18 protein-coding genes are annotated in these 25,196 nt (G+C 68.3%); 10 read left to right on the top strand and 8 right to left on the bottom strand.

Translation table 11 applies throughout. The annotated features are described in order from the left end of the window. Positions 1–302: 302 nt before the first annotated feature. The 6 genes from FHT38_RS23355 to argS form a co-directional block, all read right to left on the bottom strand. Positions 303–932 (bottom strand): TetR/AcrR family transcriptional regulator, encoded by a 630-nt coding sequence (locus FHT38_RS23355; RefSeq protein ID WP_183493377.1) that lies wholly within the window; start codon positions 930–932, stop codon positions 303–305. A 67-nt stretch (positions 933–999) separates the two neighbouring features. Then, positions 1,000–1,260: a toxin-antitoxin system HicB family antitoxin gene (locus FHT38_RS23350; protein WP_183493376.1), complete on the bottom strand. Its 261-nt coding sequence runs from the start codon at positions 1,258–1,260 to the stop codon at positions 1,000–1,002. Between the two features lie 13 nt (positions 1,261–1,273). Next, positions 1,274–2,197: an SPFH domain-containing protein gene (locus FHT38_RS23345; protein ID WP_183493375.1), complete on the bottom strand. Its 924-nt coding sequence runs from the start codon at positions 2,195–2,197 to the stop codon at positions 1,274–1,276. A 199-nt stretch (positions 2,198–2,396) separates the two neighbouring features. Further along, on the bottom strand, positions 2,397–3,074 hold the full coding sequence (locus tag FHT38_RS23340) for a thiol:disulfide interchange protein DsbA/DsbL (protein WP_183493374.1): 678 nt from the start codon (positions 3,072–3,074) through the stop codon (positions 2,397–2,399). Between the two features lie 96 nt (positions 3,075–3,170). Further along, positions 3,171–3,848: an SPOR domain-containing protein gene (locus tag FHT38_RS23335; protein WP_183483791.1), complete on the bottom strand. Its 678-nt coding sequence runs from the start codon at positions 3,846–3,848 to the stop codon at positions 3,171–3,173. Continuing rightward, positions 3,845–5,599 carry an arginine--tRNA ligase gene (gene argS / locus FHT38_RS23330; protein WP_091730186.1) on the bottom strand — a complete coding sequence of 585 codons (1,755 nt, stop codon included), beginning with the start codon at positions 5,597–5,599 and terminating at the stop codon, positions 3,845–3,847. The genes FHT38_RS23335 and argS overlap by 4 nt, the downstream gene beginning before the upstream one ends. A gap of 85 nt (positions 5,600–5,684) precedes the next feature. Here argS and FHT38_RS23325 point away from each other — a divergent pair, with 85 nt between their 5' ends. Continuing rightward, positions 5,685–7,067 carry a serine/threonine-protein kinase gene (locus FHT38_RS23325; protein WP_091730183.1) on the top strand — a complete coding sequence of 461 codons (1,383 nt, stop codon included), beginning with the start codon at positions 5,685–5,687 and terminating at the stop codon, positions 7,065–7,067. Positions 7,068–7,232: 165 nt separating this feature from the next. After that, complete coding sequence (locus FHT38_RS23320) at positions 7,233–7,556, top strand: PsiF family protein (protein WP_183493373.1); 324 nt, start codon at positions 7,233–7,235, stop codon at positions 7,554–7,556. A gap of 169 nt (positions 7,557–7,725) precedes the next feature. Here the strand turns inward: FHT38_RS23320 and FHT38_RS23315 are convergent, their stop codons facing one another. Together FHT38_RS23315 and FHT38_RS23310 are read right to left on the bottom strand one after the other, a co-directional pair. Further along, positions 7,726–8,181, bottom strand: coding sequence for a DUF2214 family protein (locus FHT38_RS23315; protein ID WP_183483785.1), 456 nt, complete (start codon positions 8,179–8,181; stop codon positions 7,726–7,728). Beyond that, positions 8,178–9,104, bottom strand: a complete 927-nt coding sequence (locus tag FHT38_RS23310) for a LysR family transcriptional regulator (protein WP_183493372.1) — start codon at positions 9,102–9,104, stop codon at positions 8,178–8,180. The genes FHT38_RS23315 and FHT38_RS23310 overlap by 4 nt, the downstream gene beginning before the upstream one ends. Positions 9,105–9,325: 221 nt before the next feature. Between FHT38_RS23310 and FHT38_RS23305 the strand changes: the two genes are divergently transcribed. The 8 genes from FHT38_RS23305 (at position 9,326) to FHT38_RS23270 (ending at position 25,157) form a co-directional block, all read left to right on the top strand. After that, a complete protein-coding gene (locus tag FHT38_RS23305) occupies positions 9,326–11,524 on the top strand; it encodes a malate synthase G (RefSeq protein WP_183493371.1) in 2,199 nt (732 codons plus the stop codon). 351 nt (positions 11,525–11,875) lie between these two features. Further along, positions 11,876–14,563, top strand: a complete 2,688-nt coding sequence (locus tag FHT38_RS23300) for a TonB-dependent receptor (protein WP_183493370.1) — start codon at positions 11,876–11,878, stop codon at positions 14,561–14,563. Between the two features lie 360 nt (positions 14,564–14,923). Further along, a complete protein-coding gene (locus tag FHT38_RS23295) occupies positions 14,924–17,662 on the top strand; it encodes a TonB-dependent receptor domain-containing protein (RefSeq protein WP_183493369.1) in 2,739 nt (912 codons plus the stop codon). Between the two features lie 589 nt (positions 17,663–18,251). Further along, entirely contained in the window at positions 18,252–20,939 is a 2,688-nt protein-coding gene (locus FHT38_RS23290; RefSeq protein WP_183483778.1) for a TonB-dependent receptor, read from the top strand. 87 nt (positions 20,940–21,026) lie between these two features. Continuing rightward, a complete protein-coding gene (locus tag FHT38_RS23285) occupies positions 21,027–22,265 on the top strand; it encodes a geranylgeranyl reductase family protein (RefSeq protein ID WP_183483776.1) in 1,239 nt (412 codons plus the stop codon). 30 nt (positions 22,266–22,295) lie between these two features. Next, positions 22,296–23,051 (top strand): class II glutamine amidotransferase, encoded by a 756-nt coding sequence (locus FHT38_RS23280; protein WP_091730145.1) that lies wholly within the window; start codon positions 22,296–22,298, stop codon positions 23,049–23,051. 86 nt (positions 23,052–23,137) lie between these two features. After that, the gene (locus FHT38_RS23275) at positions 23,138–24,277 is read left to right on the top strand and encodes a sensor histidine kinase (RefSeq protein ID WP_183493368.1); all 1,140 of its coding nucleotides are present in this window, start codon (positions 23,138–23,140) and stop codon (positions 24,275–24,277) included. A gap of 67 nt (positions 24,278–24,344) precedes the next feature. Next, positions 24,345–25,157: a LytTR family DNA-binding domain-containing protein gene (locus FHT38_RS23270; protein ID WP_183493367.1), complete on the top strand. Its 813-nt coding sequence runs from the start codon at positions 24,345–24,347 to the stop codon at positions 25,155–25,157. Positions 25,158–25,196: the final 39 nt, after the last annotated feature.

Raw genomic sequence — 25,196 nt, 5'->3', positions numbered from 1 at the left:
CGCCACTCCGGGCATATCCCGTGACCAGGCGGCCCGGCGGAGGCTTGACGGGATGGCGCATGCGATGCACGCGCCGCCGCTCAGAACAGCACCATGTCGCGGTTGTGGCGCGGCAGCATGCGCAGCAGCCGGCGCCACGACACCCAGGCGCGCCACAGCGCGCCGCCGGTCAGCAGGCTCAGGATCAGCAGGATGGTCATGGCAGGGCTCCTTGGGCTCAGGGAAGAGGGAAACGAATCAGTTCGCACGAGCGTGCGAAATTGAGGCAGGGATTGGGGACGGGCGGTGGCATGGCGTGTGGGTCAGCGGGAGGCTTCTGAGGCCGAGGCGGCCGGCGCCGTCAGCATCGGCGCCATCAGGCGCCGATAGCTGGTCCAGGCCCGCTCGACCGCATCCGGCGTGCGCAGGAAGCGCACTTCGCGGACCAGCGCGGTGAAGAGGCCGTCCAGCTCGAAGATCAGTTGATCGAGATCCGCGTCCTCGCGCAGCTGTCCCGCGTCCTGCGCCTGGACCAGCGTGCGGCGCAGCGTCGAGCGCCAGCGCCGGACACCGTCGAGCAGCCGCTCGCGCATGGCGTCGTCGCGGTCGTCGTATTCGAAGGCGCCCGCCACGTACAGGCAGTTGCCGTGCGGCCCGCCCACGCGCCCCAACCAGGCGCGCACCATCGCGTCCATGCGGGGCAGGCCGCGCGGCTCGCGCAGCGCCGGCAGGATGACCTCCTGCTGGAAGGTCTTCTCGAAAGCGTCCAGCACCGCGGCCTGCAGCGCCTCCCGCGAGCCGATGCGCGAGAAGACGCCGCTCTTGGACAGGTTCAGGCGCTTGGCGACCTCGCCGATCGAGAGACTGTCCAGGCCGTCGAGGCGGGCCATCTCCAGCGCGACATCGACGATGGCGCTCTGCGTCAGTTCGCTGCGGGCGGTCTTGGCTTCCATGGCGCGCAAGTTAGCACGGTCGTGCGAAACCCGCCGCAGGCCCCGAATGCCACGGATGACGGCCGGGTTATTCGTCGCTGGAGTCGGCTTGTGGCGCCGCGTCGTCCATCGCCTGCCCGGTGTCCTCGGCAGCGCCGGCCGGAGGGCGTCCGCGACGCGCCGCCGGGGAAGGCGCCGGCTTGATGCCGCGGCGCTTGAGCGCCTCCCGCAGCAACAACTCGATCTGGGCATTGGACGAGCGCAGCTCGATCGCGGCCAGCCGCTCGATCTCCTCCCACAGCGCGGGATCGAGGCGCAGCGGGAATTGCTTCTTCGCGGGACTGGCCATCTGCGCCCGCCGCTCAGTTGTAGAGCGTCCCCGCGTTCACGATGGGCTGCGTGTCCTTGTCGGAGCACAGCACCACCAGCAGGTTGGAGACCATCGCCGCCTTGCGTTCGTCGTCGAGCTGGACGATCTCCCGCTCGCTCAGGCCCTTGAGCGCCTCCTCGACCATGCTGACCGCGCCGTGCACGATCTTCTTGCGGGCGCTGATGATGGCCTCGGCCTGCTGCCGGCGCAGCATCACCTGGGCGATCTCGGGGGCGTAGGCCAGGTGGGTGAGCATCGCCGTCTCGACGCTGACACCCGCTGGCTGCAGGCGCGCCTGCAGCTCCGCGATCATCGCGGCCATCACCTCGTCGGCGCCGGCGCGCAGGGTGATCTCGCGGCTGTCGAGGTCATCGCCCTCGTCGTAGGCGAATTGCGAGGCGACATGCCGGATCGCCGCCTCCGCCTGGATGCTGACGTACTGCTCGAAGTCGTCGACCTCGAACACGGCGCGGGCCGTGTCCTCGACCCGCCAGACCACGGCGGCGCTGATCTCGACCGGGTTGCCGCGCTTGTCGTTGACCTTCAGCGTCGGCGCGTCGAGGTTGCGGGCGCGCAGCGACAGGCGGCGCTTCATCATGAACAGCGGGATCGTCCAGCGCAGGCCGGGCGTGCGGTCGGTGCCGACGTAGCGGCCGAAGAGCGTCAGCACGCGGGCCTCGTTGGGCTGCTGGATGTACAGGCCGGTCAGCAAGATGACGCCGGTCATCACCAAGGCCAGCTGCGGCAGGCCGACCGCGCCATGGCCGAGCGCCGCGAAGCGCCAGATCGCGAAGGCCAGCAGGCCCAGGCCGATGAGCAGCGCGGCATAACCGTTGGCCGTGCCGGCGCGCCGCTCCAGCGGCGTCGGCGCCGCGCCGGGCGAGGGCTTGTTCTTCGGGACTGCGGTCGTGCTCATCACCAGCTCCTCCAAAAAGGTGATATCACTTTAAGCGCAACCGCCCTCGGCGCGCAAGGGCCGACGCGGAGCCACCCCCAAGAGAGGGGCCGGGCGAGAGTCCCGCAGAAAGCAGAAAGCGCCCCCATGAGGGGCGCTTTCGAGGGAGCGCTTTGGAGGGAGCGCAGAGCGTCCGCGCTGGCGCGGCGCCCGTGGGCGCTCAGCCCTTGCGGGCCAGCGGCAGCAGGAAGTTGGCCACGGCGATGCAGCGCTGGCCCAGTTCTTCCTCGCTGACGCGCAGGCCGAAACCGGCCATCGCCGGCGAGGTCAGGAAGCGCCCGCCGATCGCGACGGTGGGCACGCCGTCGATGTTGTACTGGTCCTGCAGCTTCGTCGCCTGCTGCACGCGGGTCTGCACGGTGAAGGAGTTGTAGGTCTCCTTGAACTTGGCCGGGTCCACGCCCAGCGGCGCCAGGAACTTGGCCATCGCGTCCACGTCGGTCAGGCTCTGGCCGCCGCGATGGATGGCGTTGAAGATGGCCGGGCGCACCTGCGCCTCCTTGCCCATCGCCTCCAGCGTCACGAACATCTGCTGGTGGATCTTCACGTTCGCGCGGAAGGCCACGTGGACCTTGCGGTAGACGACGTCGGCGGGCAGCTGCTTGGCCCAGGCCTCGATCGTCGGTTCGAAGACGTAGCAGTGCGGGCAGCCGTACCAGAAGAACTCGATCACCTCGATCTTGCCGGGCGTCGAGCCGGGCACCGGCTTGGCCAGGCGCTGGTACTGGCGGCCTTCGATCGGGCCGCCCTGCGCCTGGGCGGGCGCGCCGCTCAGCAGCAGGCCACCGCCCGCGGCGGTCGACAGGGCCGTGAGGGTGTTGAATTCGCGACGCTTCATCTTCGATTCCTTGGTAGTTCCGCGGCGACCGGCAGCGCGGCGGCCGGCCATCCTAGAAAGTCAAACTTAGGGTGGCATTAACCACCGCTCGGTGGCTCAGCGCTGGATCGCGACGAGGTTGGCCTCGACGCCGGCCCCTTCGAGCTTCTTCTGCTGCGCTTCGGCCTCGTCGCGGGTGTCGAACGGTCCCAGGCGCACGCGGAAGACGGTGCGGCCCGCCTGTTCGCGTTCCATCACCTTGGCCGAGAACCCCTGGATGGCCAGCTTGGCGCGCTGCTGCTCGGCGTCCTCCATGCGGGTGTAGGCGCCGGCCTGGACGAAGAAGCTGCCGCGCGACCCGTCGGCGCGGGCGCCGTCGGCAGTGCGCGTCTCGGCGGGCCGCTGCTCGGGCCTGGCGGCCGGCGTGGGCGTCGTCTGGGCCTGCGGCTGCGCGGCGGGCGCGCGCTCGGCGGAACGGCCCTCGACGGCCGGCGCGGCCGTCGGACCGGCGGTGACCTGCGGCGTCTGCGCGGGCGGCGGCACGACCGCCGGCGTCACCACGCCCGAGGCGGCCTTCGCGCCGGCGCGGCCGGCCAGCGGCGCATTCGGATCCCAGTTGCGGTTGCGTTCGGCTTCCTGGGCGTCCTGCTCCGCGGTGCGTTGCGGCAGCTTGTTGACGAACGGCACCGGCGCCTTCGTCACGTACAGGGCCACGCCCAGCGCGATCCCAAGCCCCAGCAGCAGGCCCACGATCAGGCCCATGGCGAATCCGCCACGCTGCTTTTCTTTGCTCATTGCTGCTCCTGCGAGTCACGTTCCATCGCGTCCGGGGCCGACACCCCCAGCACCGCCAGCGCGTTGCGCATCACCTGCCGCGTCGCGGCCAGCAGCGCCAGGCGCGCGCGCGTCAGGGCCGGGTCGTCGCCCAGCACGCGTTCGGCGCCATAGTAGCTGTGCAGCGCGCCCGCCAGGTCGCGCAGGTAGAACGCCACGTCGTGCGGGGCCAGGTCTTGCGCGGCGGAGGCCAGCATGCGCGGGTAGTCCGCCAGCTTGAGCATCAGCGCGTACTCGGTCGGCGCGGTCAGCAGCGAGAGGTCGGCGCCGGCGACCGAGGCTGCGTCGTGGCCCTGCTCCGCGCCCTTGCGCAGCACCGAGCAGATCCGCGCATGCGCGTACTGCACGTAGAACACCGGGTTCTCGTCATTGGCCTTGAGCGCGAGGTCGACGTCGAAGACGAATTCGGTGTCGGCCTTGCGGCTGATCAGGAAGAAGCGCACCGCGTCGCGGCTGGTCCATTCGATCAGGTCGCGCAGCGTGACGTAGCTGCCGGCGCGCTTGGAGATCTTGACCTCCTCGCCGCCCTTCATGACCGTGACCATCTTGTGCAGCACGTAGTCCGGGAAGCCCTCGGGGATGCCCACGCCGGTGGCCTGCAGGCCGCCGCGCACCCGGGCGATCGTGCCGTGGTGGTCGGTGCCCTGGATGTTGATGCACTTCGAGAAGCCACGCTTGAACTTGTTCACGTGGTAGGCGACGTCCGGCACGAAGTAGGTGTAGGTGCCATCGGACTTGCGCATCACGCGGTCCTTGTCGTCGCCGTACTCGGTGGAGCGCAGCCACAGCGCGCCGCCCTCCTCATAGGTCTTGCCGTTGGCGATCATGCGCGCGACCGCGTCCTCGACCTGGCCGCCGGTGTACAGCGAGGACTCGAGGAAGTAGTTGTCGAAGCGCAGGCCGAAGGCCTGCAGGTCCAGGTCCTGCTCGTGGCGCAGGAACGCGACGGCGAACTGGCGGATCGAATCGAGGTCCTCCGGGTCGCCCGACGCGGTGAACTCGCGATCGTCGGCCTTCACCGTCTCCTTGCGCAAGAAGGCGTCGGCGATGTCCTGGATGTAGTCGCCGTTGTAGAAGTTCTTGCTCTCGGGATTCCCGGGATCGGTCGGCCAGACCGGATCGCCTGGCTTGACCCCCTGGGCGCGCAGCTGCGTGCTGCGCGCGAGGGTGCCGATCTGCACGCCCGCGTCGTTGTAATAGAACTCGCGGCTGACGTTCCAGCCCTGGGTCGCGAACAGCTGGCACAGCGAATCGCCCAGCGCCGCCTGGCGGGCATGGCCGACGTGCAGCGGCCCGGTCGGGTTGGCGGACACGAACTCGACCAGCGCCGAGGTGTCGCGCCGGGGCTGGTGTCCGAAACGCTCGGCCGCGGCGAAGACCTCGCTCACCACGGCCTGCTTGGCCACGGGCTTGAGGCGGATGTTGATGAAGCCGGGGCCGGCGATCTCCAGCGCGTCGACCCAGCGCTCGAAGGCCGGTTGCGCCTGCAGCTGGGCGATCAGCGTCGTCGCCAGTTCGCGCGGGTTCTTCTTCAGCGCCTTGGACAGCTGCATCGCGGCCGTGCAGGCGAAATCGCCATGGGAGGCTTGCTTGGGGGTCTCGAATGCGGCCACCGGCGCGGCGGCGACGAGGCCGGCGTCGACAGCCTCCTGGCTCAGGCCCTGGAGCACGGTGCCGAGGGCGGCGAGCAATTCCTGCTTGGCTTGGATCATGGCGCCGCATTTTAGGGGACCTCCCCCGTAAGAGGCCGTACGCCCCCTTGCCGGCGCCCTCCTCGTGGGGCAGGATGCCCCTCCGATGAGCGCCCCCGTCGATCCACGCCCCGCCAGCTTCACCGATTCGACGCTCGGCGGTCTGGCCGACCTGCCGGAGCAGATCGGCAAGTACCGCGTGCTGCGCCGACTGGGCGAGGGCGCGACCAGCGACGTCTTCCTGGCGATGGACGACTTCAAGGGCCAGGAAGTCGCGATCAAACGCATGCGCGCCTGGTCCGGCGGCGGCCCGGCGGAAGAGGACACGCTCAGCATCCGCTTCTTCGCCGCCGAGGCCGCGCTGGCGGGCCGACTCCAGCATCCGAACGTGGTGCAGATCCTGGACGCGGTGCAGGACGGCGACCTGCCCTACCTCGTCATGGAGTACGTCCATGGTGTGACGCTCAAGCACTTCTGCCGCAACGACCGGCTGCTGCCGCTGGACCAGATCGTCGAGCTCGGCTTCAAGTGCGCGATGGCGCTGTCCTACGTGTTCCGCCAGGGCGTGGTCCACCGCGACATCAAGCCTGCCAACCTGCTGGCGGTGCTCGACAGCCAGGGCCAGGTGACCGACGTCAAGGTCAGCGACTTCGGCAGCGCGCTCAACCTCAATGCCGACATGACGCAGGTGCACCGGGTCGGCTCGCTGGCCTACATGCCGCCGGAGCAGATCGAGGGCGGCGACGTGGGCGCGCAGGCGGACATCTATTCGCTGGGCGCGGTGCTGTACCACATGGTCTGCGGCCGCCCGCCCTTCGACGCGCCCAACCAGATGGCGCTGATGCATCAGATCTACCACCAGGCGCCGCAGCCGCTGCTGGGCCAGCGCGGGGGCGTGACGCCGGAGCTGGACGCGGTCATCCAGAAGGCGCTGGCCAAGCATCCGCACGAGCGCCATGCCGACTGGGAGGCCTTCGGCCAGGCGCTGTCGGAGCTGGTGGCCCGGCAGCTGGTGCCGCTGGCGCGACTCAACGAGGTCAAGGACTCGGAGCGCTTCAACCTCCTGCGCGACCTGGAGTTCTTCGCCGGCTTTGGCGACGTCGAGCTGTGGGAAGTGGTGCGACGCGCGCGCTGGCGGCGTTATCCGCTGGACCACCTGCTGTTCAAGAAGGGCCAGGAGGGCAACACCTTCCACATCATCACGCAGGGTGAGGTGGAGGTCTGGCGCGACGGCGCGCTGGTCGCGACGCTGGGCACCGGCACCTCGGTGGGCGAGATGGCCTACCTCGCGCCGAATCCCGACCTGCGGCGCCACAGCACCGACATCCGGGTGACCCAACTTTGTACAACCGTGTCCTTCACGCCGGATTCGCTGGGACAGCTCAGCCCCGAGTGCCAGCACCGGTTCGACCGCGCATTCATCCAGGTCCTGGTCAGGCGACTCCATCTTGCGCATGAGGCGCTGGCGTCTCCGCGCCGGATCATGTGAGTCAGGCGCCCACCAGTTCTTCCAGGCCGGGCTCGCATCCGCGTCAACCGACCCGAGTCAGCGCGGCTCTTGACCGGCATCAACCGCTATTGAGGGCCGCTCGCCGGTGTGCTCCACTGCCCCCAGGTCCTTCCCCAACCCCCTGTAGCCCCATAGGAGAGAGTGATGAAACGCCTGACCCCGACCTCGCTGTTCGCCGGCGCGCTGCTGGCGCTGGCCGCCCTGGGCGCGCACGCCGCGGACGATGCCAAGAAAGCGCCGTCCGAGAAGCAGCTCAAGCAACAGCAGCTGATGAAGTCCTGCAACGCCGACGCCAAGGACAAGACCGGCGACGAACGCAAGGCCTTCATGAGCAGCTGCCTCAAGGGCGAAACCGCGCCGGCCAAGACCGCCCAGCAAACCAAGATGACGACCTGCAACGCCGAGGCCAAGGGCAAGACCGGCGAAGAGCGCAAGGCCTTCATGAAAGACTGCCTCTCGGCCAAGTGACACGCGACGCCGCATCGGGCGCTCCGCGTTGTTGCAAATCCTCGCCATAGCGCCGCTATGGCTGCGGTTTGCGCCTAGCGGAGCACCCGATGCAGCGTCGCGTCACTCGGCCGATTTCGCAGTTCACTCGGCCGATCTCAGCGGTTCTATCGGCCCCGTTGCGGTGCGTTCACTTGGTCAGCACGCCGCGCGCGAGCATCACCGCCGCGATCGGGATCAGCATCAGCAAGTGGGCCTGGATCATGACCAGGCGTCGCGTCGCACGCACCTCGGTGTCGCTCGGCAGACCACCACCGCCGTCCAAGGCCTTGAGCCAGCGGCGGTAGGTCAAGGTCGGCTTGATGGAGATCAGGCCGATCACCACGAACAGCCCGAACTTGAGGTGCAGCAGTGGCTGGCCCCAGTACCAGCCCAGCCCCTTCATGCCCCACCACGTCCGCGCAAAGCCCGTCAGCAGCACCGCAACCGCGGTCATGCCGTAGATCATGTCCAGCCGCGACAGTCGACGCACCACCGCCGCGTTCATCCATTCGGTACGGCACAGCGCCGCCTGGCTCGACAGGAATACGACCAGGCTGAGGATCGCCAGGATGTGCAGACCGGCGAGCAGGGCTTCGAGCGTCATGAGGTCTCCCAGGTGGCGGCACGCGTCCAGTACTCGGCGCTGCCGTAGTGTTCCTTCAGGAAGTCTATCCAGAGCCTCACCCGCAGCGGCAGGTGCTTGCGCTGGGGCAGCACGGCGAAGATGCCGTTCGGCGGCGCCGCGAAATCGTCCAGCACGCTGACCAGTTCACCGGCGCGCAAGGCCGCGGCCACCTCCCAGGTGCTGCGCCACGCCAGCCCGAGGCCTTGCCGGCACCAGTCGTGCAACACCTGGCCGTCGCTGCAATCGAGCCGACCGCTCGGCCGCAGATGCTGCACCTGCCCGTCCACCCGGAAGGCCCAGCCGCGCGTCTGGCTGGCGTCGGAACTCAAGGTCAGGCACTCGTGCCGCATCAACTCGGACGGATGCCGCGGCGTGCCGGCACGCCGCAGGTAGGACGGCGCAGCCACGCACAGCCGTCGGTTGTCAGCCAGCCGCGTGCTGATCAGGCTGGAATCGCTGAGATCCCCCACCCGCACCGCGCAGTCGAAACCCTCGTTGACGATGTCGACCACCCGGTCGCTGAGGTTCAGCGAGACGCTGACCTCCGGATGCCGCGCGAGGAAGGCCGGGACCAGCGGCGCGACGTGACGACGGCCGAAACCCGCCGGCGCGGTGATGCGCAGATGACCGCTGGCCTTCACGCCGCCCGCGCTGACGCTGGCTTCAGCGCTGGCGAACTCGACCAGCAGGCGCTGGCAGTCCTCCAGGAAGGCGATGCCTTCATGCGTCAGCGTCAGCTTGCGGGTCGTGCGCAGCAGCAGCTTCACGCCCAGCCGCGCCTCCAGCGCGTCGAGGCGGCGGCCCATCACCGCGGGTGCCACGCCTTCGGCCTGCGCCGCGGCCGTCAGGCTGCCCTTGGTCGCGACCAGCACGAAGGACTCGATCTGTTTGAGGCGGTCCATGGCCGGCGATTGTTGGGCCGTTGCACCGCGCCAGGCAATGAATGCTGACCCGATGCGTTGTTATTTGTGCAAAAAAGTCAGGGATCTCCGACCGGCGTCGACATGAATCGGTGCCGTGCCGCAGCCTACAGTCGGTGCGTTCCGATGGGGGACGACCGCGCGCCGGCCCGTGTCTTGCCCCCGCCTTCCGGTCGCCATTCCTTCGCATCTTGGGAGCCGCCATGAGCGCACGCAGCCAACACCACCGCCTCCAGGTCGACACCGCCCTGGCCCGTTTCATCGAGACCGAGGCGCTGCCCGGCACCGGCATCGAGCCCGCCGCGTTCTGGCAGGGCTTCGATGCACTGGCCCATGACCTGGCGCCGAAGAACGCCGCCCTGTTGGCGGAGCGCGACCGGCTGCAGGCCGAACTGGACGGTTGGCATCGCGCCCACCCTGGTCCGATCCGCGACATGGCGGCGTATCAGGCCTTCCTCCAGCAGATCGGCTACCTGGCGCCGCTGCCCGCCGATCCGAAGGCGACGACCGCCGATGTGGACGCGGAACTGGCGATCCAGGCCGGCCCGCAGCTGGTGGTCCCCATCCTGAACGCGCGTTACGCGCTGAACGCGGCCAACGCGCGCTGGGGCTCGCTGTACGACGCGCTCTATGGAACCGACGTCATTCCCGAAACCGACGGCGCCGAACGCGCCGGCGGCTACAACCCGGCCCGCGGCGCCAAGGTCATTGCCTTGGCGCGCCAGGTGCTGGACCAGGCCGCGCCGCTCGCGGGCGCCTCGCATGCCGACGCCACCGGCTATCGCGTCCATGGCGGCGCGCTCGCCGTCGCGCTGAAGGACGGTCGCGACGTCGGCCTGGCGGACGCGTCGCAGTTCGTCGGCTACCTGGGCGACGCCGCGTCGCCGACGGCCATCCTGCTGCGCCATCACGGCCTGCACATCGAAGTGCAGATTGATCGCGCCTCGCCGATCGGCAAGACCGACGCGGCCGGCGTGTCCGACCTGCTGATGGAGTCGGCGCTGTCGACCATCCTCGACCTGGAGGACTCGATCGCGGCCGTCGATGCCGAGGACAAGCTGCTCGCCTACCGCAACTGGCTGGGCATCCTGCGGGGCTCGCTGACCGAGGAAGTCAGCAAGGGCGGCCGCAGTTTCGTGCGCCGCCTCAACCCGGACCGCGTCTACAAGGCGGCGGACGCTGGCCAGGACGTCGTGCTGCCGGGACGTTCGCTGCTGTTCGTGCGCAATGTCGGCCACCTGATGACCAATCCGGCCATCCTGCTGGACGGCAGGCGCGAGATCCCGGAAGGGATCATGGACGCCGTCATCACGACGCTGATCGCGTTGCATGACTTGAAGCAGCTATCGGGCTCGGGCCTGCGCAACTCGCGCCGCGGCTCGATCTACATCGTCAAGCCCAAGATGCACGGACCGGCCGAGGTCGGCTTCGCCAACGAGCTGTTCGGCCGCGTCGAGCAGTTGCTGGGCCTGCCGGCATCGACGGTGAAGCTGGGCATCATGGACGAGGAGCGCCGCACCAGCGTCAACCTCGCCGCCTGCATCGCCGCGGCGCCCAGCCGTGTCGCCTTCATCAACACCGGCTTCCTCGACCGCACCGGCGACGAGATGCACACCGCGATGCTGGCCGGCCCGATGCTGCGCAAGGGCGACATGAAGACCAGCGCCTGGATCCAGGCCTACGAGCGCAACAACGTGCTGGTGGGCCTGAGCGCCGGCTTGCGCGGCCGCGCGCAGATCGGCAAGGGCATGTGGGCGATGCCCGACCTGATGGCCGCGATGCTCGAGCAGAAGATCGCGCACCCGAAGGCCGGCGCCAACACCGCCTGGGTGCCGAGCCCGACCGCCGCCACGCTGCACGCGCTGCATTACCACCAGGTCAGCGTGGCGCAGGTGCAGCAGCAGATCGAGGCGGAAGCCGCTGGCGTCGATCGCGCCGAACTGCTGCAGCGCCTGCTCACCATCCCGGTGACGGACGCGCCGAACTGGTCCGAGGCCGAGAAGCAGCAGGAGCTGGACAACAACATCCAGGGCATCCTGGGCTACGTGGTGCGCTGGATCGACCAGGGCGTCGGCTGCTCCAAGGTGCCGGACATCAACGGTGTCGGTTTGATGGAGGACCGCGCCACGCTGCGCATCTCCAGCCAGCACGTGGCGAACTGGCTTTATCACGGCGTCGTCACGGAACAACAAGTTCGGGCGACATTCGAACGGATGGCGGCCGTGGTGGATGCGCAAAACGCCGCAGACCCGCTCTACGAGGCAATGGCAGGCCGTCCGCAAAGCATGGCGTACCAGGCGGCACTGGATCTGGTGTTCCAGGGACGGGAACAGCCCAGCGGGTACACGGAACCGCTGCTGCATGCGTGGCGGCAGCGGCGTAAGGCGACGAGCGCTCAATAAGGTCGGGACAACGCCAGCGCAACGACGACCATCTGCTTCAAACCGCCGCCATCGTGCGGCGTAAGGGAAATCTTTCGGAGCGGCCCTCGGGCCGCTTCGTCGTTTCCGCGCGTGTCACTTTTGCCGTTTTCAATCGTTCGTCGACCCGCGCCTGGGATGACTTCCGGCAGCACCGGGCGTTAGTTGTTCGCAAATCGTCCGGCAATGGCGGAAATCCCGTAGGGAACAGCCCCGGGATCGTCGGCAACACCTGTTCCTTAAAGTTTCTTCACTTTCGCGCAGCATCCCGTCACATGGCGACCGCCTGGGCCGGGAGGCTGCTTGTCATTTTTGCCATTTCACGGAACAGGCATGTCCCACTCCCTTCGCCAAGTCAGCCTGGCCGCAGCGATCCTCGCGGCCTCGATGGGTGCGCACGCACAGAACGCGCAACCGCAGCAGCTGGAACGCATCGAAATCACCGGCTCCGCCATCAAGCGCTCGATCGCCGACGAGGGCGCGCTGCCCATCTCGGTCATCAAGGCCGAGGAACTGCGCCAGTCGGGCGTGACCAGCGTCGAGCAGATCATCGACCTGCTGGCATCCAGCCAGTCCAGCAACACCGGCTCCAACTCGATCGGTTCCAGTACCGGCGGCGCGGCCTATGCCAACCTGCGCGGCCTGGGCACCAACAAGACCCTGGTCCTGCTGAACGGCCGCCGGATGACGGCATTCGCCTTCGGCGCCACGGCGGTCGACCTGAACTCGATCCCCTTCGCCGTCATCGACCGCGTCGAGGTGCTGCGCGACGGCGCCTCCGCCGTGTACGGCACGGACGCCATCGGCGGCGTCATCAACTTCATCACCAAGACCAACTACCGCGGTGGCCAGATCGTGCTGGAAGCCACCCGTCCGCAGGACGATGGCGGCAAGAAGGAAGGCGGATCGGTGACGATCGGCTTCGGCGACCTGGACAAGGACCGCATCAACTTCTGGGCCTCGTACGACCAGCGCCGTCAGCAGCGCGTGCGCGCGCTGGACCGCGAGTTCGCGCGCACCGGCATCATCCCGTCGCGCGGCGTGTCGGGCAGCTCGGGCACCACCTTCCCGGGCAACTTCACCCAAGGCAGCACCTTCAGCGGCAACCCGACCGCCCCGACCTGCCAACCGCCGCTGTCGCTGGTCAGCCCGACCAACGCGGCGAACTGCATCTTCGACTTCAGCTCGACGATCGACATCATTCCCGACACCAAGCAGGACACGCTCGCGGGCCGCTTCACCTTCAAGCTGTCGGACGACCACCAGTTCTCGCTGGAAGGCACCCAGACGGTCAACGACAACATCTCGCGCATCGCGCCGGATCCGGTGACCGGCATCACGATGCAGCCGAGCAACCCGTTCTTCCCGAGCACCTATCCCGGCATCAACCTGACGCAGCCGATCAGCGTCGGCTGGCGCATGGTGCCGGCCGGTTCGCGGACCAACGGCGCCCATGCCGAAGCGCAGCGGGTCGTGGCCGACCTGTCGGGCGTGATCGCGGGTTGGGACTACAAGGTCGGCGCCCTGTACTCGCGCAGTACCGCCAATGACGCGGCCGTGGACGGCTACGTGAACGCGCCCTTCGTGCGCGCCCAGGTCGCCGCCGGCAACCTGAACCCGTTCGGCGAGGCCACCCCGGCCCAGCTGGCGGTCATCCAGCAGGCCAAGCGCGCCGGCGTCTTCGCCAACGCGCTGGGCACGACCAAGAGCGTCGATGCCCGCGTCAGCAAGGAGATCTTCGACCTGCCGGGTGGCCGCGCGGCGATCGCGGTCGCCGGTGAATTCCGCAAGGAGTTCTACAAGAACGACACCAACGACGCCGTCGTGCTGGCGATCCCGTCGGCCGGCCGTTCGCCCAACCACGTCGGCGGCGAGCGCGAAGTCAAGGCGATCGGCGTCGAGCTGCTGCTGCCGGTGCACAAGATGGTCGAGGTCCAGCTGGCGCTGCGCACCGACGACTACTCCGACGCCGGCCGCACGACCAACCCGAAGATCGGCCTGCGCTTCCAGCCCATGAAGGAGCTGGCCTTCCGCGGCTCGTACAACACCGGCTTCCGCGCCCCGGCGCTGGACGACCTGTACGCCCCCAAGTCGGTCACCTTCACCTCCGGCGCCAAGAACGACCCGGTGCTCTGCGATGCCAACGGCAACCCGATCGTCGCCCTGGGCGGCATCGGCAGCCGCGACTGCCGCCAGCAGCCGCAGGTGCAGAACGGCGGTGACGCCAACCTGCGTCCGGAGAAGTCCAAGACCTTCACGCTGGGCGCGGTGTTCGAGCCGACCAAGGCGCTGACCGTCGCGGTCGACTACTGGAACATCAAGCTGCGCGACCAGATCGACGTGCTGCCGGTGGACACGCTGCTGGCCAACTCGACCCGCTACGCCGACCGCATCGTCAGATGCAACCAGCTGCCGGTGTCCGAGCAGGCCAACCTGCAGCGCTGCTCCGGCCTGTGGGTGAACGGCCCGGCGATCGCCTACCTGATCACGCACAACGAGAACATCGGCCGCATCAAGACCGACGGCCTGGACCTGAGCGCCGCCTACAGCCAGGGCCTGGGTGGCTGGGGCAACCTGTCGCTGGCGTACGAAGCCACCTACGTTCACAAGTACGAGTACCAGACCAGCCCGGAAGACAAGTTCAAGAGCCGTCTGGCCTACTACAACGACAACAGCGTGGTCTTCCGCTGGAAGCACAACATCTCGGCCGCCTGGGCGATGAACAACTGGGGCGCGCGCCTGGCGGTGCGTCACCAGTCCGGCTATCGCGACCAGAACGATGCGACCACCGTCGTGGGCGGCCCGTCGTTCTACGGCAATGTCGACTCGTACACCCTGGTCGACCTGTCGGGCACCTACAAGTTCAACAAGGCCACGTCGCTGACGCTGGGCGTGAAGAACCTGTTCGACACCGACCCGCCGTTCTCCAACCAGTCGACGCGTTCGCAGCGCGGCTTCGATCCGCGCTACACGGATCCGCTGGGCCGCGCGTTCTTCCTGCGCGCTGCTTACGGGTTCTGATCGCGTTGTCGTGAAACCCCGGCCGCCTGTCGCGGCCGGACGACAGCCTGTTGCCGGGTCGCAACGGGCTGGGCGCATAACGCCTCCGGGTTTGTCCCCCTCGCGACATCACCCGCGTTCCCCGCCACTGGCCGGAAGTCACCCGTGACGCCGGTCACGGCGGGGTTTTTCGCTGGAGGGTGCTCCTCGCGTCCAACAGCCCGCCGCCGGCTCAATTGGTAGGAACCCCCGCCGATCGGCGAAGCCGTTCATTGACACTCTTTTCACACGGCAGTCACGCATTTCAAATGCCCGAGCGCCGTCCGGTAACGTTTTGCGCGCCGCCACAAGCGCCGCCGCTCAACACTTTAGGAGTGTCTTTTGAAGAACAAACTGAACGCGGTGAGCCTGGCAGTCGCCGCCACCCTCGCCGCCGCGTCGTCGGCCGCCCTGGCCCAGGCGCAGGAACAAGCCCAACTGGAACGCGTCGTCGTGACCGGCTCGGCGATCAAGCGCATCGCCGCCGAGGGCTCGCTGCCCGTGCAGACCGTCACTCGCGCCGAGATCGAGCGCAGTGGCGTGACCTCGGTCGTGGAACTGATGCAGAACCTGTCGTCCGTGCAGGGCGGTATCACCGAAGGTGACACCGTCGGCGGCGGCGGCGGCGGCCAGGCCACCGTGTCGATCCACAACCTGGGCGGCGATCGCACCCTGGTGCTGCTGAACGGCCGCCGCCTGATCGGCGAAGCCGGCGGCGCGGTGGACCTGAACATGATCCCGCTGTCGATCATCGAGCGCGTGGACGTGCTGACCGACGGCGCGTCCGCGCTCTACGGCTCGGACGCCGTGGCGGGCGTGGTGAACTTCATCACCCGCAACAACTCGACGCGCAAGAACATCAGCGCCAACGTCTCGGTCCCGCAGCACAAGGGCGGCAAGGAGCGCAGCGCGTCGATCTCCGGTGGCTTCGGCGACCTGGACAGCGACGGCTTCAACATCATGGCCGCCTTGTCGGTGGACAAGCGCGACGCCCTGACGGCCGACCAACGCGAATTCACCAAGACCGGCGTCATCAACTTCAGCCACAACGGCAACCAGTACCAGTTCTTCAACGGCTCGCCCTCGTCCATTCCGGGCAACGTGAACGTGCCGGTGATCGAGGACGGCGAACTGAGCTCGGAACTGCGCAACGTCTACCTGGCGCAGAACGGCAAGTGTGCCGAGCGCACCGTGCAGGTGGGCCAGTCCTGCTATTTCGACTACGCCGGCACCGTCCAGGCCTTCCCGGACCGCAAGCGCACCAACCTGTTCGGCTCCGCCTCGGTGAAGCTGGGCAACCACACGCTGCGTGCCGACCTGCTGCTGGGCAAGACCAAGACCAGCGGCAAGATCGCCGCCGTGCCGGGCTCAGTCGCCGTGGATCCGAACGGCCCGTTCGCCAACGAACTGGCGGCGGTCGGCTACACCCCCGCCTACCTGCAATCGATCGGCCTGGACCCGAACCGCATCGCGTCGGTGTCCTATCGCGCCTACGACCTGGGCAACCGCACCAGCACCTTCGATCGCGACAACAAGGCGCTGTGGCTGCAGCTTGACGGCCAGCTCGCCGGCTGGGACTACACCGCCACCGCGGGCTACCAACGCGCCGTGGTCGAGGAAAGCAACTCCGGCTATCCGCTGGCCAAGGCCTTCGGCGCCCTGCTGCGCAGCGGCCTGTACAACCCGTTCGTGCTGCCGGGCCAGCAGTCGCAGGCGGCGCGTGACGCGGCCTCGCAGATCATGATCTCGGGCATCTACGACACCGAGACGAGCACCCTGTTCAACGCCGACGTCCGTGCCCAGCGCGAGATCTTCTCGACTTCCGCTGGCGGCGCCTACCTGGCGCTGGGCGCCTCCTTCCAGAAGGACAAGGTCACAGACGATCCGGGCGCCGTGGCGCGCGGCGAAGGCGGCGTCAATGGCGACGACCAGCGCTTCGGCGACAGCACCGTCGTCATCCCGTACAGCGCCAAGCGCGACTCGATGGGCGCCTTCGCCGAAGTGATCGTCCCGGTCGTGAAGAACCTGGAAGTCACCGCCGGCGTGCGCTACGACAACTACCGTCACGTCGACAGCGCGACCAACGGCAAGCTGTCGTTCAAGTACACGCCGATGCCGCAACTGCTGGTCCGCGGTTCCATCGGCACCGGCTTCCGCGCGCCGACGCTGCGCCAGCTGTACCGCCCGCTGCAGGAATTCGGCGTGACCGCCGAGCCCTACACCTGCAATGCCGGCATGGCCGCCATGGCCGCCAGCCTGGGTGCGACCTGCCAGGCCGGCGACAAGCAGTACAACGTGTTCACCGGCGGCGTGAAGACGGTGAAGCCGGAAGAGTCGAAGCAGGCCACGCTGGGCTTCCGCGTCGAGCCGACGAGCACCTTCTCGTTCGGCGCCGACTGGTGGTGGGTCGGCATCGACAAGACCTTCGGCTCGGTGGACGAGAACGAGGCCTTCAGCGATCCGCAGAAGTACTCCAACCTGTGGCTGGTCTACACCGATCCGGTCACCGGCGAGAAGTTCCTGGCCTACAACGCCAGCACGACCAACCTGGGCAAGTCGTTCAGCAGCGGTATCGACTTCGACGTGACCGGCCGCGTCAACACGCCGATCGGTCGCCTGACGTCGAATGTCCGCGCCACCTACATGCTGAACGACAAGCAGCAGCTGCTGGCCGGCGGCGAGTACTTCTCGACCATCGCGGACAACCATCCGTCGATCGGCGACGTGACCTTCCGCTGGAAGGGCCAGTGGACCAACACGCTGCAGACCGGCAACTGGGCGCATGCGGCCAACATCAACTTCCAGTCGGGCTACAAGGATTTCCCCACCGAGGTGGAGAACCTGGCGAACGGCGAGACGGAAGTGGTGCGCCTGAAGGTCAAGCCGTACGTGACGCTGGACTGGCAGACCGCCTATACCTGGAACAAGCAGCTGACGCTGTCCCTGGGCATCAAGAACGTGTTCGACAAGGAACCCCCGCTGTCGCTGCGCGTCAAGGGCGGCCACATGCTGGGCTTCGATTACCGCTACTACAGCCCGATCGGACGCACCTTCCAGGCGCGCGCCAGCTACGACTTCTGATCCGGCTTGCGATTCGCCGCACCCGCGGCGAATTCCGCACCGCATACAAGGACCCCATCCGGGGTCCTTTTTTATTGCCCTGCCACCAGCGTGAGCGTCTTGGCAATCGGAATCCGCCCGACCGGTGCGTGAAGTAATGTTTCCATCGCTTCACCGATATTTCCAAGTCATTGAATCATATCGGCTTTTTCATATTCCACTCGCGTGCGATTCAAACCGCGCGTTGCCAATCCCCTACGTGCCTTCGCATTATCTTCACGGTATACAAACGGGTTATCAACGTTTGGTGCGAAATCCGATGGTTTTGAATCTATTTCCATATCCGACATTTCTGTGAGAGTAATGGTCATGTAAATGCGAAAACTGTGGCGCAGGCACGACCGAAATGTCACCAAACAGTAAGGAAAAACCCGCAAAAAATGCAGGTTCGACAGCTAGCCGTCAGATCCAGTGCGATCTACGAACACGGACCTATGACCTCTGGGGATTCCTCAGCACACTTTTGCACAGGCCTCGCGATGCGGGGCCGTTTCAATTCCGGCTCGCCGCACCCACAAGGAGGGCGGGCACTCTCCCCCTAGAGGTGCATATGTACAAGCTGAACGCGGTGAGCCTGGCAGTCGCCGCCACCATTGCGGCCGCGTCCTTCCCGGCGCTGGCCCAGGACCAACAAGAGCAGAGCCAGCTCGAACGAGTCGTCGTCACGGGGTCCGCGATCAAGCGGCTCGACGCCGAATCGTCGGTGCCGGTGACGACCTTCAAGATGAGCGACATCCGTCAGCAGGGCCTGACGACGGTGGAGCAGATCCTGAGCACCCTCACGGCCAGCCAGAGCAGCCTGGGCACCAGCCAGGCCGTCGGCTCGTCGACCGGCGGCGCCTCCTTCGCCGACCTGCGCGGCATCGGCGCGAACAAGACGCTGGTGCTGCTGAACGGGCGTCGCATCGCCAACAACGCGTTCGACGGCTCGGCCCCCGACCTGAACATGATCCCGCTGGCGGCCATCGAGCGCATCGAGGTGCTGCGCGACGGCGCCTCCTCGCTTTACGGCACTGACGCGATCGGCGGTGTCATCAACTTCATCACCCGTTCCGACTACCAGGGCGGCACCGTGACGCTGGGCTACGACTCGCCGCAGCACGCCGGCGGCAAGACCCGCAACGCCAACGCCGGCTTCGGCTACGGCGACCTGGACAAGCAGGGCTTCAACCTGTTCGGCTTCGTCGACCTGCAGAAGCAGGACCCGATCGGCGGCACGCAGCGCGACTACAACACGCGCTTCGTCGGCGGCAAGTCCGGCTCCACCCTGCCGGCCAACTACTACCAGGACGGCAGCACGGTCTACAACCCGGCCGCCCCGACCTGCGCCAGCGGCATCTTCCTCGTGCCGAACGCGGACCAGACGTCCTGCACGATGTCGACCTCGCGCTTCGTGGACTACGTGCCCGAAAGCCAGCGCGCCTCGGCGATGCTGAAGGGCACCGTCAAGCTGAGCAACGACCACACCTTCGGCGCCGAGTACTTCATCACCCGCTCCGAGGTGAAGACGCGCATCGCGCCGGTGCCGTATGGCTTCCTGGTGCAGAACCGCCTGCGTCCGGACGGTTCGCCGAACCCGTTCTATCCGAACAACCCCGCGCTGAGCTCGACCTACGACGGCGACAACTACGCCGGCCAGACGATGACCGACGGCGGCGCGACCATCCAGCCGGGCTACATCACGCTGAAGTGGCGTGACGCCCCGAACGGCCCGCGCGGCGACAAGAACACCAACACGCAGCAGCGCCTGGTGCTGTCGCTGGACGGCACGCTGGCGGGCTGGGATTACTCCGCCGGCCTGAGCTACAACCAGAACAAGGTCACCGAGGACCTGATCAGCGGCTACACGGACGGCAACAAGATCACCGAAGGCATCCTGACCGGCATCATCAACCCGTTCGGCGACCAGGACGCGGCCGGCACGGCCTACCTCCAAAGCGCCAACGCGCTGGGCCGCCTGATGATCGGCAAGGGCCGCACCACCAACCTGGACGCCCACGCCAGCCGCGAGCTGGGCGACTGGCTGGGTGCCGGCCGCGCCGCCGCCCTGGCGCTGGGCGCGGAGTTCCGCCAGGAGAAGTTCACGCAGGACGCGCAGGACGCCTATGCGCAGACCGTGGTCGCGTCGACCGGCATCGACCCCAACATCTACAGCTCCGGCAAGCGCGACGTCTACGCCGTCTACGGCGAACTGAACGTGCCGCTGCTCAAGACGCTGGATGTCACCGCCGCGGTCCGCTACGACAAGTACAACGACTTCGGCAGCACGACCAATCCGAAGGTCAGCTTCCGCTTCCAGCCATCCAAGGAAGTGCTGATCCGCGGTTCGTACTCGACCGGCTTCCGCGCGCCCTCGCTGTATGAGCTGCACGCCGCGCCGACCTACACGAACTCGAGCACGGTCAACGACCCGGTGCTGTGCGCCAACGGCGGCACCACGATCAACCTGTGCGACGCCCAGTTCATGGTCCGCAACGGCGGCAACGACCAGCTCAAGCCCGAGAAGAGCAAGAGCGCGTCGCTGGGCTTCCAGTTCGCCCCGCTCAACGACCTGAGCTTCGGCGTCGACTTCTGGTGGCTGCGCGTGAAGAACCTGATCGGCGTGATCGGCGATGCGTCGCTGTTCGACCCCGCCAACCTGGACAAGTTCGGTCAGTTCTATCACCGCAACTCGCAAGGCCAGCTGTCGGTCGACGGTTCGCAGTGCCCGGGCACCGACTGCGGCTACGTGGACGTGCGCCAGCTCAACCTGGGTGGCAACAACACCAACGGCTTCGACCTGAACGCCAACTACCGCCTGCGCCTGGCCGGCGCCGGCAACGTCATGCTGGGCCTGAACAGCACCTACGTGACCAAGTACGAGTACCAGGACCTGCAGGACGGCCCGTGGAACCAGAACGTCGGCGTCTACTCCGGCGTCGGCCCCGTGTTCCGCTGGCAGCACACGCTGTCGGCCGTGTGGTCCTACGACAAGTTCACCGTCGGCCTGACCGGTCACTACAAGTCCGGCTACATCGACGTGACGCCGACCAACCACGTCGGCAGCTACACGACGGCGGACCTGTACGCCTCCTGGCGTCCGATCAAGACCGCCTCGCTGACGCTGGGCGTGCGCAACATCGCGGACCGCGATCCCCCGCTGAGCTTCCAGACCCAGGTCTTCCAGGCTGGCTACGACCCGCGCTACACCGATCCGACCGGCCGCACCTTCTACGTCCGCGGTTCCTACGACTTCTGATCGCCGGGAAATCCGACACAATCCGAGGGCCCCATCCGGGGCCCTTTTTCTTTGTCCGGATCCGTTTTCCGCCGCCTCCGTCCACGTATGTCCGACACCTCTTCCACGCCGCCGTCGCGGTGCCAGGTCCTCATCATCGGCGCCGGCCCCGCCGGCAGCGCCGCGGCGCGCTGGCTGGCCCGGGCGGGCGTGGACGTGGTGTTCGCCGACCAGCAGCCGCTGGGCCGCGACAAGGTCTGCGGCGACGGCCTGATCCCCGACGCGCACCAGGCGCTCGAGCGCCTGGGCCTGCTGGACCGGGTGATGGCCAAGGCGCAGCGCTCGGCGCACGTGGGCTGCGTCGGACCGCGCGGCGGCCGCATCGACGTCCCCGGCCACCTCGCCGTGCTGCCGCGCCGGCAGCTCGACGAGCTCCTCAACCTCGGCGCGCAGGAGGCCGGCGCGCGCTTCCTGGCGCCGGCGCGCTTCGAGGCGGCGCTCGAGGACGCCCAGGGCCGGGTGCGCGGCGCCCGCTTCTCGATCGAGGGCCAGCCGCACGAGATCGCCGCCGACTGGGTCATCCTGGCCACCGGCGCCGTGCCCAAGGCGCTGACGGCCGCTGGCATGTGCGAACGCCACACGCCCAGCGGCGTCGCGCTGCGCGGTTATGTCCGCGCGCCATCGATGGTCGGCGAGATCAAGGCGCTCGAGGTCGTCTGGTGCAAGCCGGTGCAGCCGGGCTACGGCTGGATCTTCCCGGCGCCCGACGGCAGCTTCAACATCGGCGTGGGCGTCACCGACAGCCATCAGGACCTGGCCGGCAAGGGCCAGAAGAAGGACGTCAACCTGCGCGCCATCTTCGACGCCTTCGTCGCGCATTACCCGCCCGCCAAGCGCCTGATGGCCGAGGGCGAGCTGATCGGCGAACTCAAGGGCGCACCGCTGCGCTGCACGCTCAAGGGCGCGCGCTGGACCCGTCCCGGCCTGCTGGTGACCGGCGAGGCGGCGGGCTCGACCTACTCCTTCACCGGCGAAGGCATCGGCAAGGCGATGGAGACCGGCCTGCTCGCCGCCGAGGCGATCCTGGCCCACGGCACCGGTGTCGACGGCTTCGACGCCAAGGTCCGCACCCAGTACGAGCAGGGCCTGCGCGCGCTGCAGCCCAAGTACGACCTCTACGAGCGCGGCAACCGCGTCAACCGCTTCCCGTGGCTGGCCGACCTGCTGATCTGGCGCGCGAAGAAGAGCCCGCGCCTGCTGCAGCGCATGAGCGGCGTGCTCAACGAGACCAGCAACCCCGGCAACCTGGTGAGCCTGAAGGGGATCACGCGGCTGTTCCTCGAATGAGCGCCGCGACCTGAGCCTGGAGAGACCGCGATGTGCCAGCTGATGGGCATGAACGCCCGCCGACCGACCGACGTCATGTTCAGCTTCGCCGGACTCGCGACGCGGGCCCATGAGCACAAGGACGGCTTCGGCATCGCCTTCTTCGAGGGCCGCGGCCTGCGGCACTTCGTCGACCACCACAGCGCGCGGGTCTCGCCGCTGGCCGAGCTGGTCAAGACCTACCCGATCCGCAGCGACGTCGTCATCGCCCACATCCGCAAGGCCACGCAGGGCGTGGTCTCGCTGGAGAACACCCACCCCTTCGTGCGCGAGCTCTGGGGCCGCTACTGGGTGTTCGCGCACAACGGCGACCTGAAGGGCTTCGCGCCCCGGCTGCACGCAGCCTTCAAGCCGGTCGGACAGACCGACAGCGAGCAGGCCTTCTGCTGGCTGATGCAGGAGCTGGCCAAGGCCCACGCCAACATGCCGGCCATCGAGGAACTGAACCACACGCTGCGCGAGCTGCTGCCCCAGCTCAACCGCCACGGCACCTTCAACATGCTGCTGTCCAACGGCCAGGCGCTGTGGGCGCACGGCTCGACCAAGCTGCATTACCTGCTGCGCCAGCCGCCCTTCGGCCACGTGACGCTGCAGGACGAGGACCTGAGCGTCGACCTGTCCGCCAAGACCACCGAGGACGACCGCATCGCCATCGTCGCCACCGAACCGCTGACGCGCGGCGAAGCCTGGGTGCCGATCGAGCCGGGCACGCTGAAGGTGTTCCTGGGCGGCGAACCGCTCTGCTGAGCCCAGGCTGCGGGCCAGTCGTCCCCGCCAACCGCCATTCGCCGCATCCGGCGGCCCGCCCCGCACCCCTGGCCTAGACTCGCCCCATGACCTCGCCCAGCGCTCCCGCCGAAGCCGCCGCCGCCGTGCCGGCCAAGCCCGCCGCCGAAGCCGGCGCCGGGGTCCGCTTCGACTGGGCCTACTGGCTGTTCCCCGGCCCGCGCCGCCGCTTCTCCGAGGCCGAGATCGCGCGCTCCGGCCTGAAGGGCTGGTCCAGCGGCATCGACTGCTACGTGATGAGCAACGTGCTGGTGCTGGGACTGGTCTTCTACACGATGCTGCCGCGCCACCTGGCGCACGTGATCCTGATCGGCGGGCTGGCGATGGCGTCGCTGGGCCTGGGCGTCGGACGCTGGCTGTGGCGCCAGCCGACGCGCACCCGCTTCAACGGCGCCACGCTGGCGCTCAGCATCCTGATGGTGCTGATCACGCTGGTGATGGTGAGGCTGGGGTACCGCGACGAGGCGCGCGACCTGCTGCCCTTCGCCGCCGGCGGCATGACGCTGACGGTCTCGTCCTGGTGGTTCCTGACGCTGTACCGCACGCAGCAGCTGGGCGCGCGGCTGGCCGAGCTCGACGCCCAGGACGAACGCATCGCGATGGCGCAGCGGCTGGCGACAGCGCAGATCCAGCCGCATTTCCTCTTCAACACGCTGGCCTCGCTGCAGCACTGGGTCGACACCCGCGACGACCGCGCCGGCCCGATGCTGCGCTCGCTGACGCGCTACCTGCGCGCGACGCTGCCGATGTTCGAGCAGGACCGGCTGCCGCTCGAGCAGGAACTGCAGATCGTGCGCAGCTACCTGGACATCATGCAGGCGCGGCTGGGGCAGCGGCTGAGCTGGTCGCTGGACGCGGACGCCGGTTCGGCCGCCGTGATCGCCGGCGCCAGCCTGCCGCCGGGCACGCTGCTGACGCTGGCGGAGAACGCGATCACGCACGGCATCGAGCCCAGCCTGAGAGGCGGCCACATCGCCGTGCGGGTGAAGGCGGCGGACGGCCGGCTGCGGCTGGAGGTGCAGGACGGCGGCCAGGGCCTGACGCCGGGCGCTTGCGACGGCCTGGGGCTGGCCAACACGCGCGAGCGGCTGCAGGCGCAGTTCGGCGCCGAGGCCCGGCTCGGCCTGGAGCCCGCGCCGGACCAGGCGCCCGGCTGCCTGGCCTGGGTCGAACTGCCGACCGCCTGAGCGCAGCGCGCGACACGTCGCCCCGGCCTCGCCGCGGGACATGGACACATCGAGGGGAGAGCAACGCATGACGAAGATCCGCACGCTGATCGCGGACGACGAGGAAGGCCCGCGCGAGCAGCTGCGCGCCGCGCTGGCACGACTGGCGCCGGAGCTGGAGATCGTGGCCGCCAGCGTCAACGGCTGCGACGCCTGGGACGACTGCCTGGAACATGAGCCGCGCCTGTGCTTCCTCGACATCCGGATGCCCGGCATGTCGGGCCTGGAGGTGGCGCAGCGCCTGGCGCAGCTGGCGGAGCCGCCGCGCGTCGTCTTCGTCACCGCCTATGGCGACCACGCGCTGTCGGCCTTCGAGGCCGGCGCGGTCGACTACGTGCTCAAGCCGGTGGAGGACGCCCGCCTGGAGCACTGCCTGCAGCGCCTGCGCCAGCGTCAGGCCCAGGGCGCCGCCGGGACGGACGGCGCGGACGGCGCGTCGGAAGCCGGGGCCCCGCTGCCGGCGATGCCGGCCGGGACGCTCGAGCTGCTGCGCCAGCTGCTGCCGGCCCAGCGCCCCGCGATGCGCCCCATCCAGGCCAGCCAGGGCCGCGAGATCCAGTTGATCGCGCCCGACGACATCCTCTTCTTCCAGAGCGACAGCCGCTACACCCGGGTGGTCCACCGCGACGGCGAAGCCTGGATCCGCACCGCGCTCAAGGAACTGCTGAGCGACCTCGATCCCTCGGTGTTCTGGCAGGTGCACCGCTCGGTGCTGGTCAACAGCCGCTTCATCGCCAGCGCGACGCGCGTCGACGAGAACACGATGCAGCTGTCGCTGAAGGGCTGCGCGGAGAAGCTGCCGGTCTCGCGGCAGTTCCAGGGGCTGTTCAAGGGCCAGTGACGCCGGCCCGTGCGGGGCGGGGCGCCGTCGAGGTACAAC

This window comes from Mitsuaria sp. BK041, from assembly GCF_014193085.1.
GTDB lineage: Bacteria > Pseudomonadota > Gammaproteobacteria > Burkholderiales > Burkholderiaceae_C > Roseateles.
This window is presented reverse-complemented; position numbering and strand designations above follow the sequence as displayed.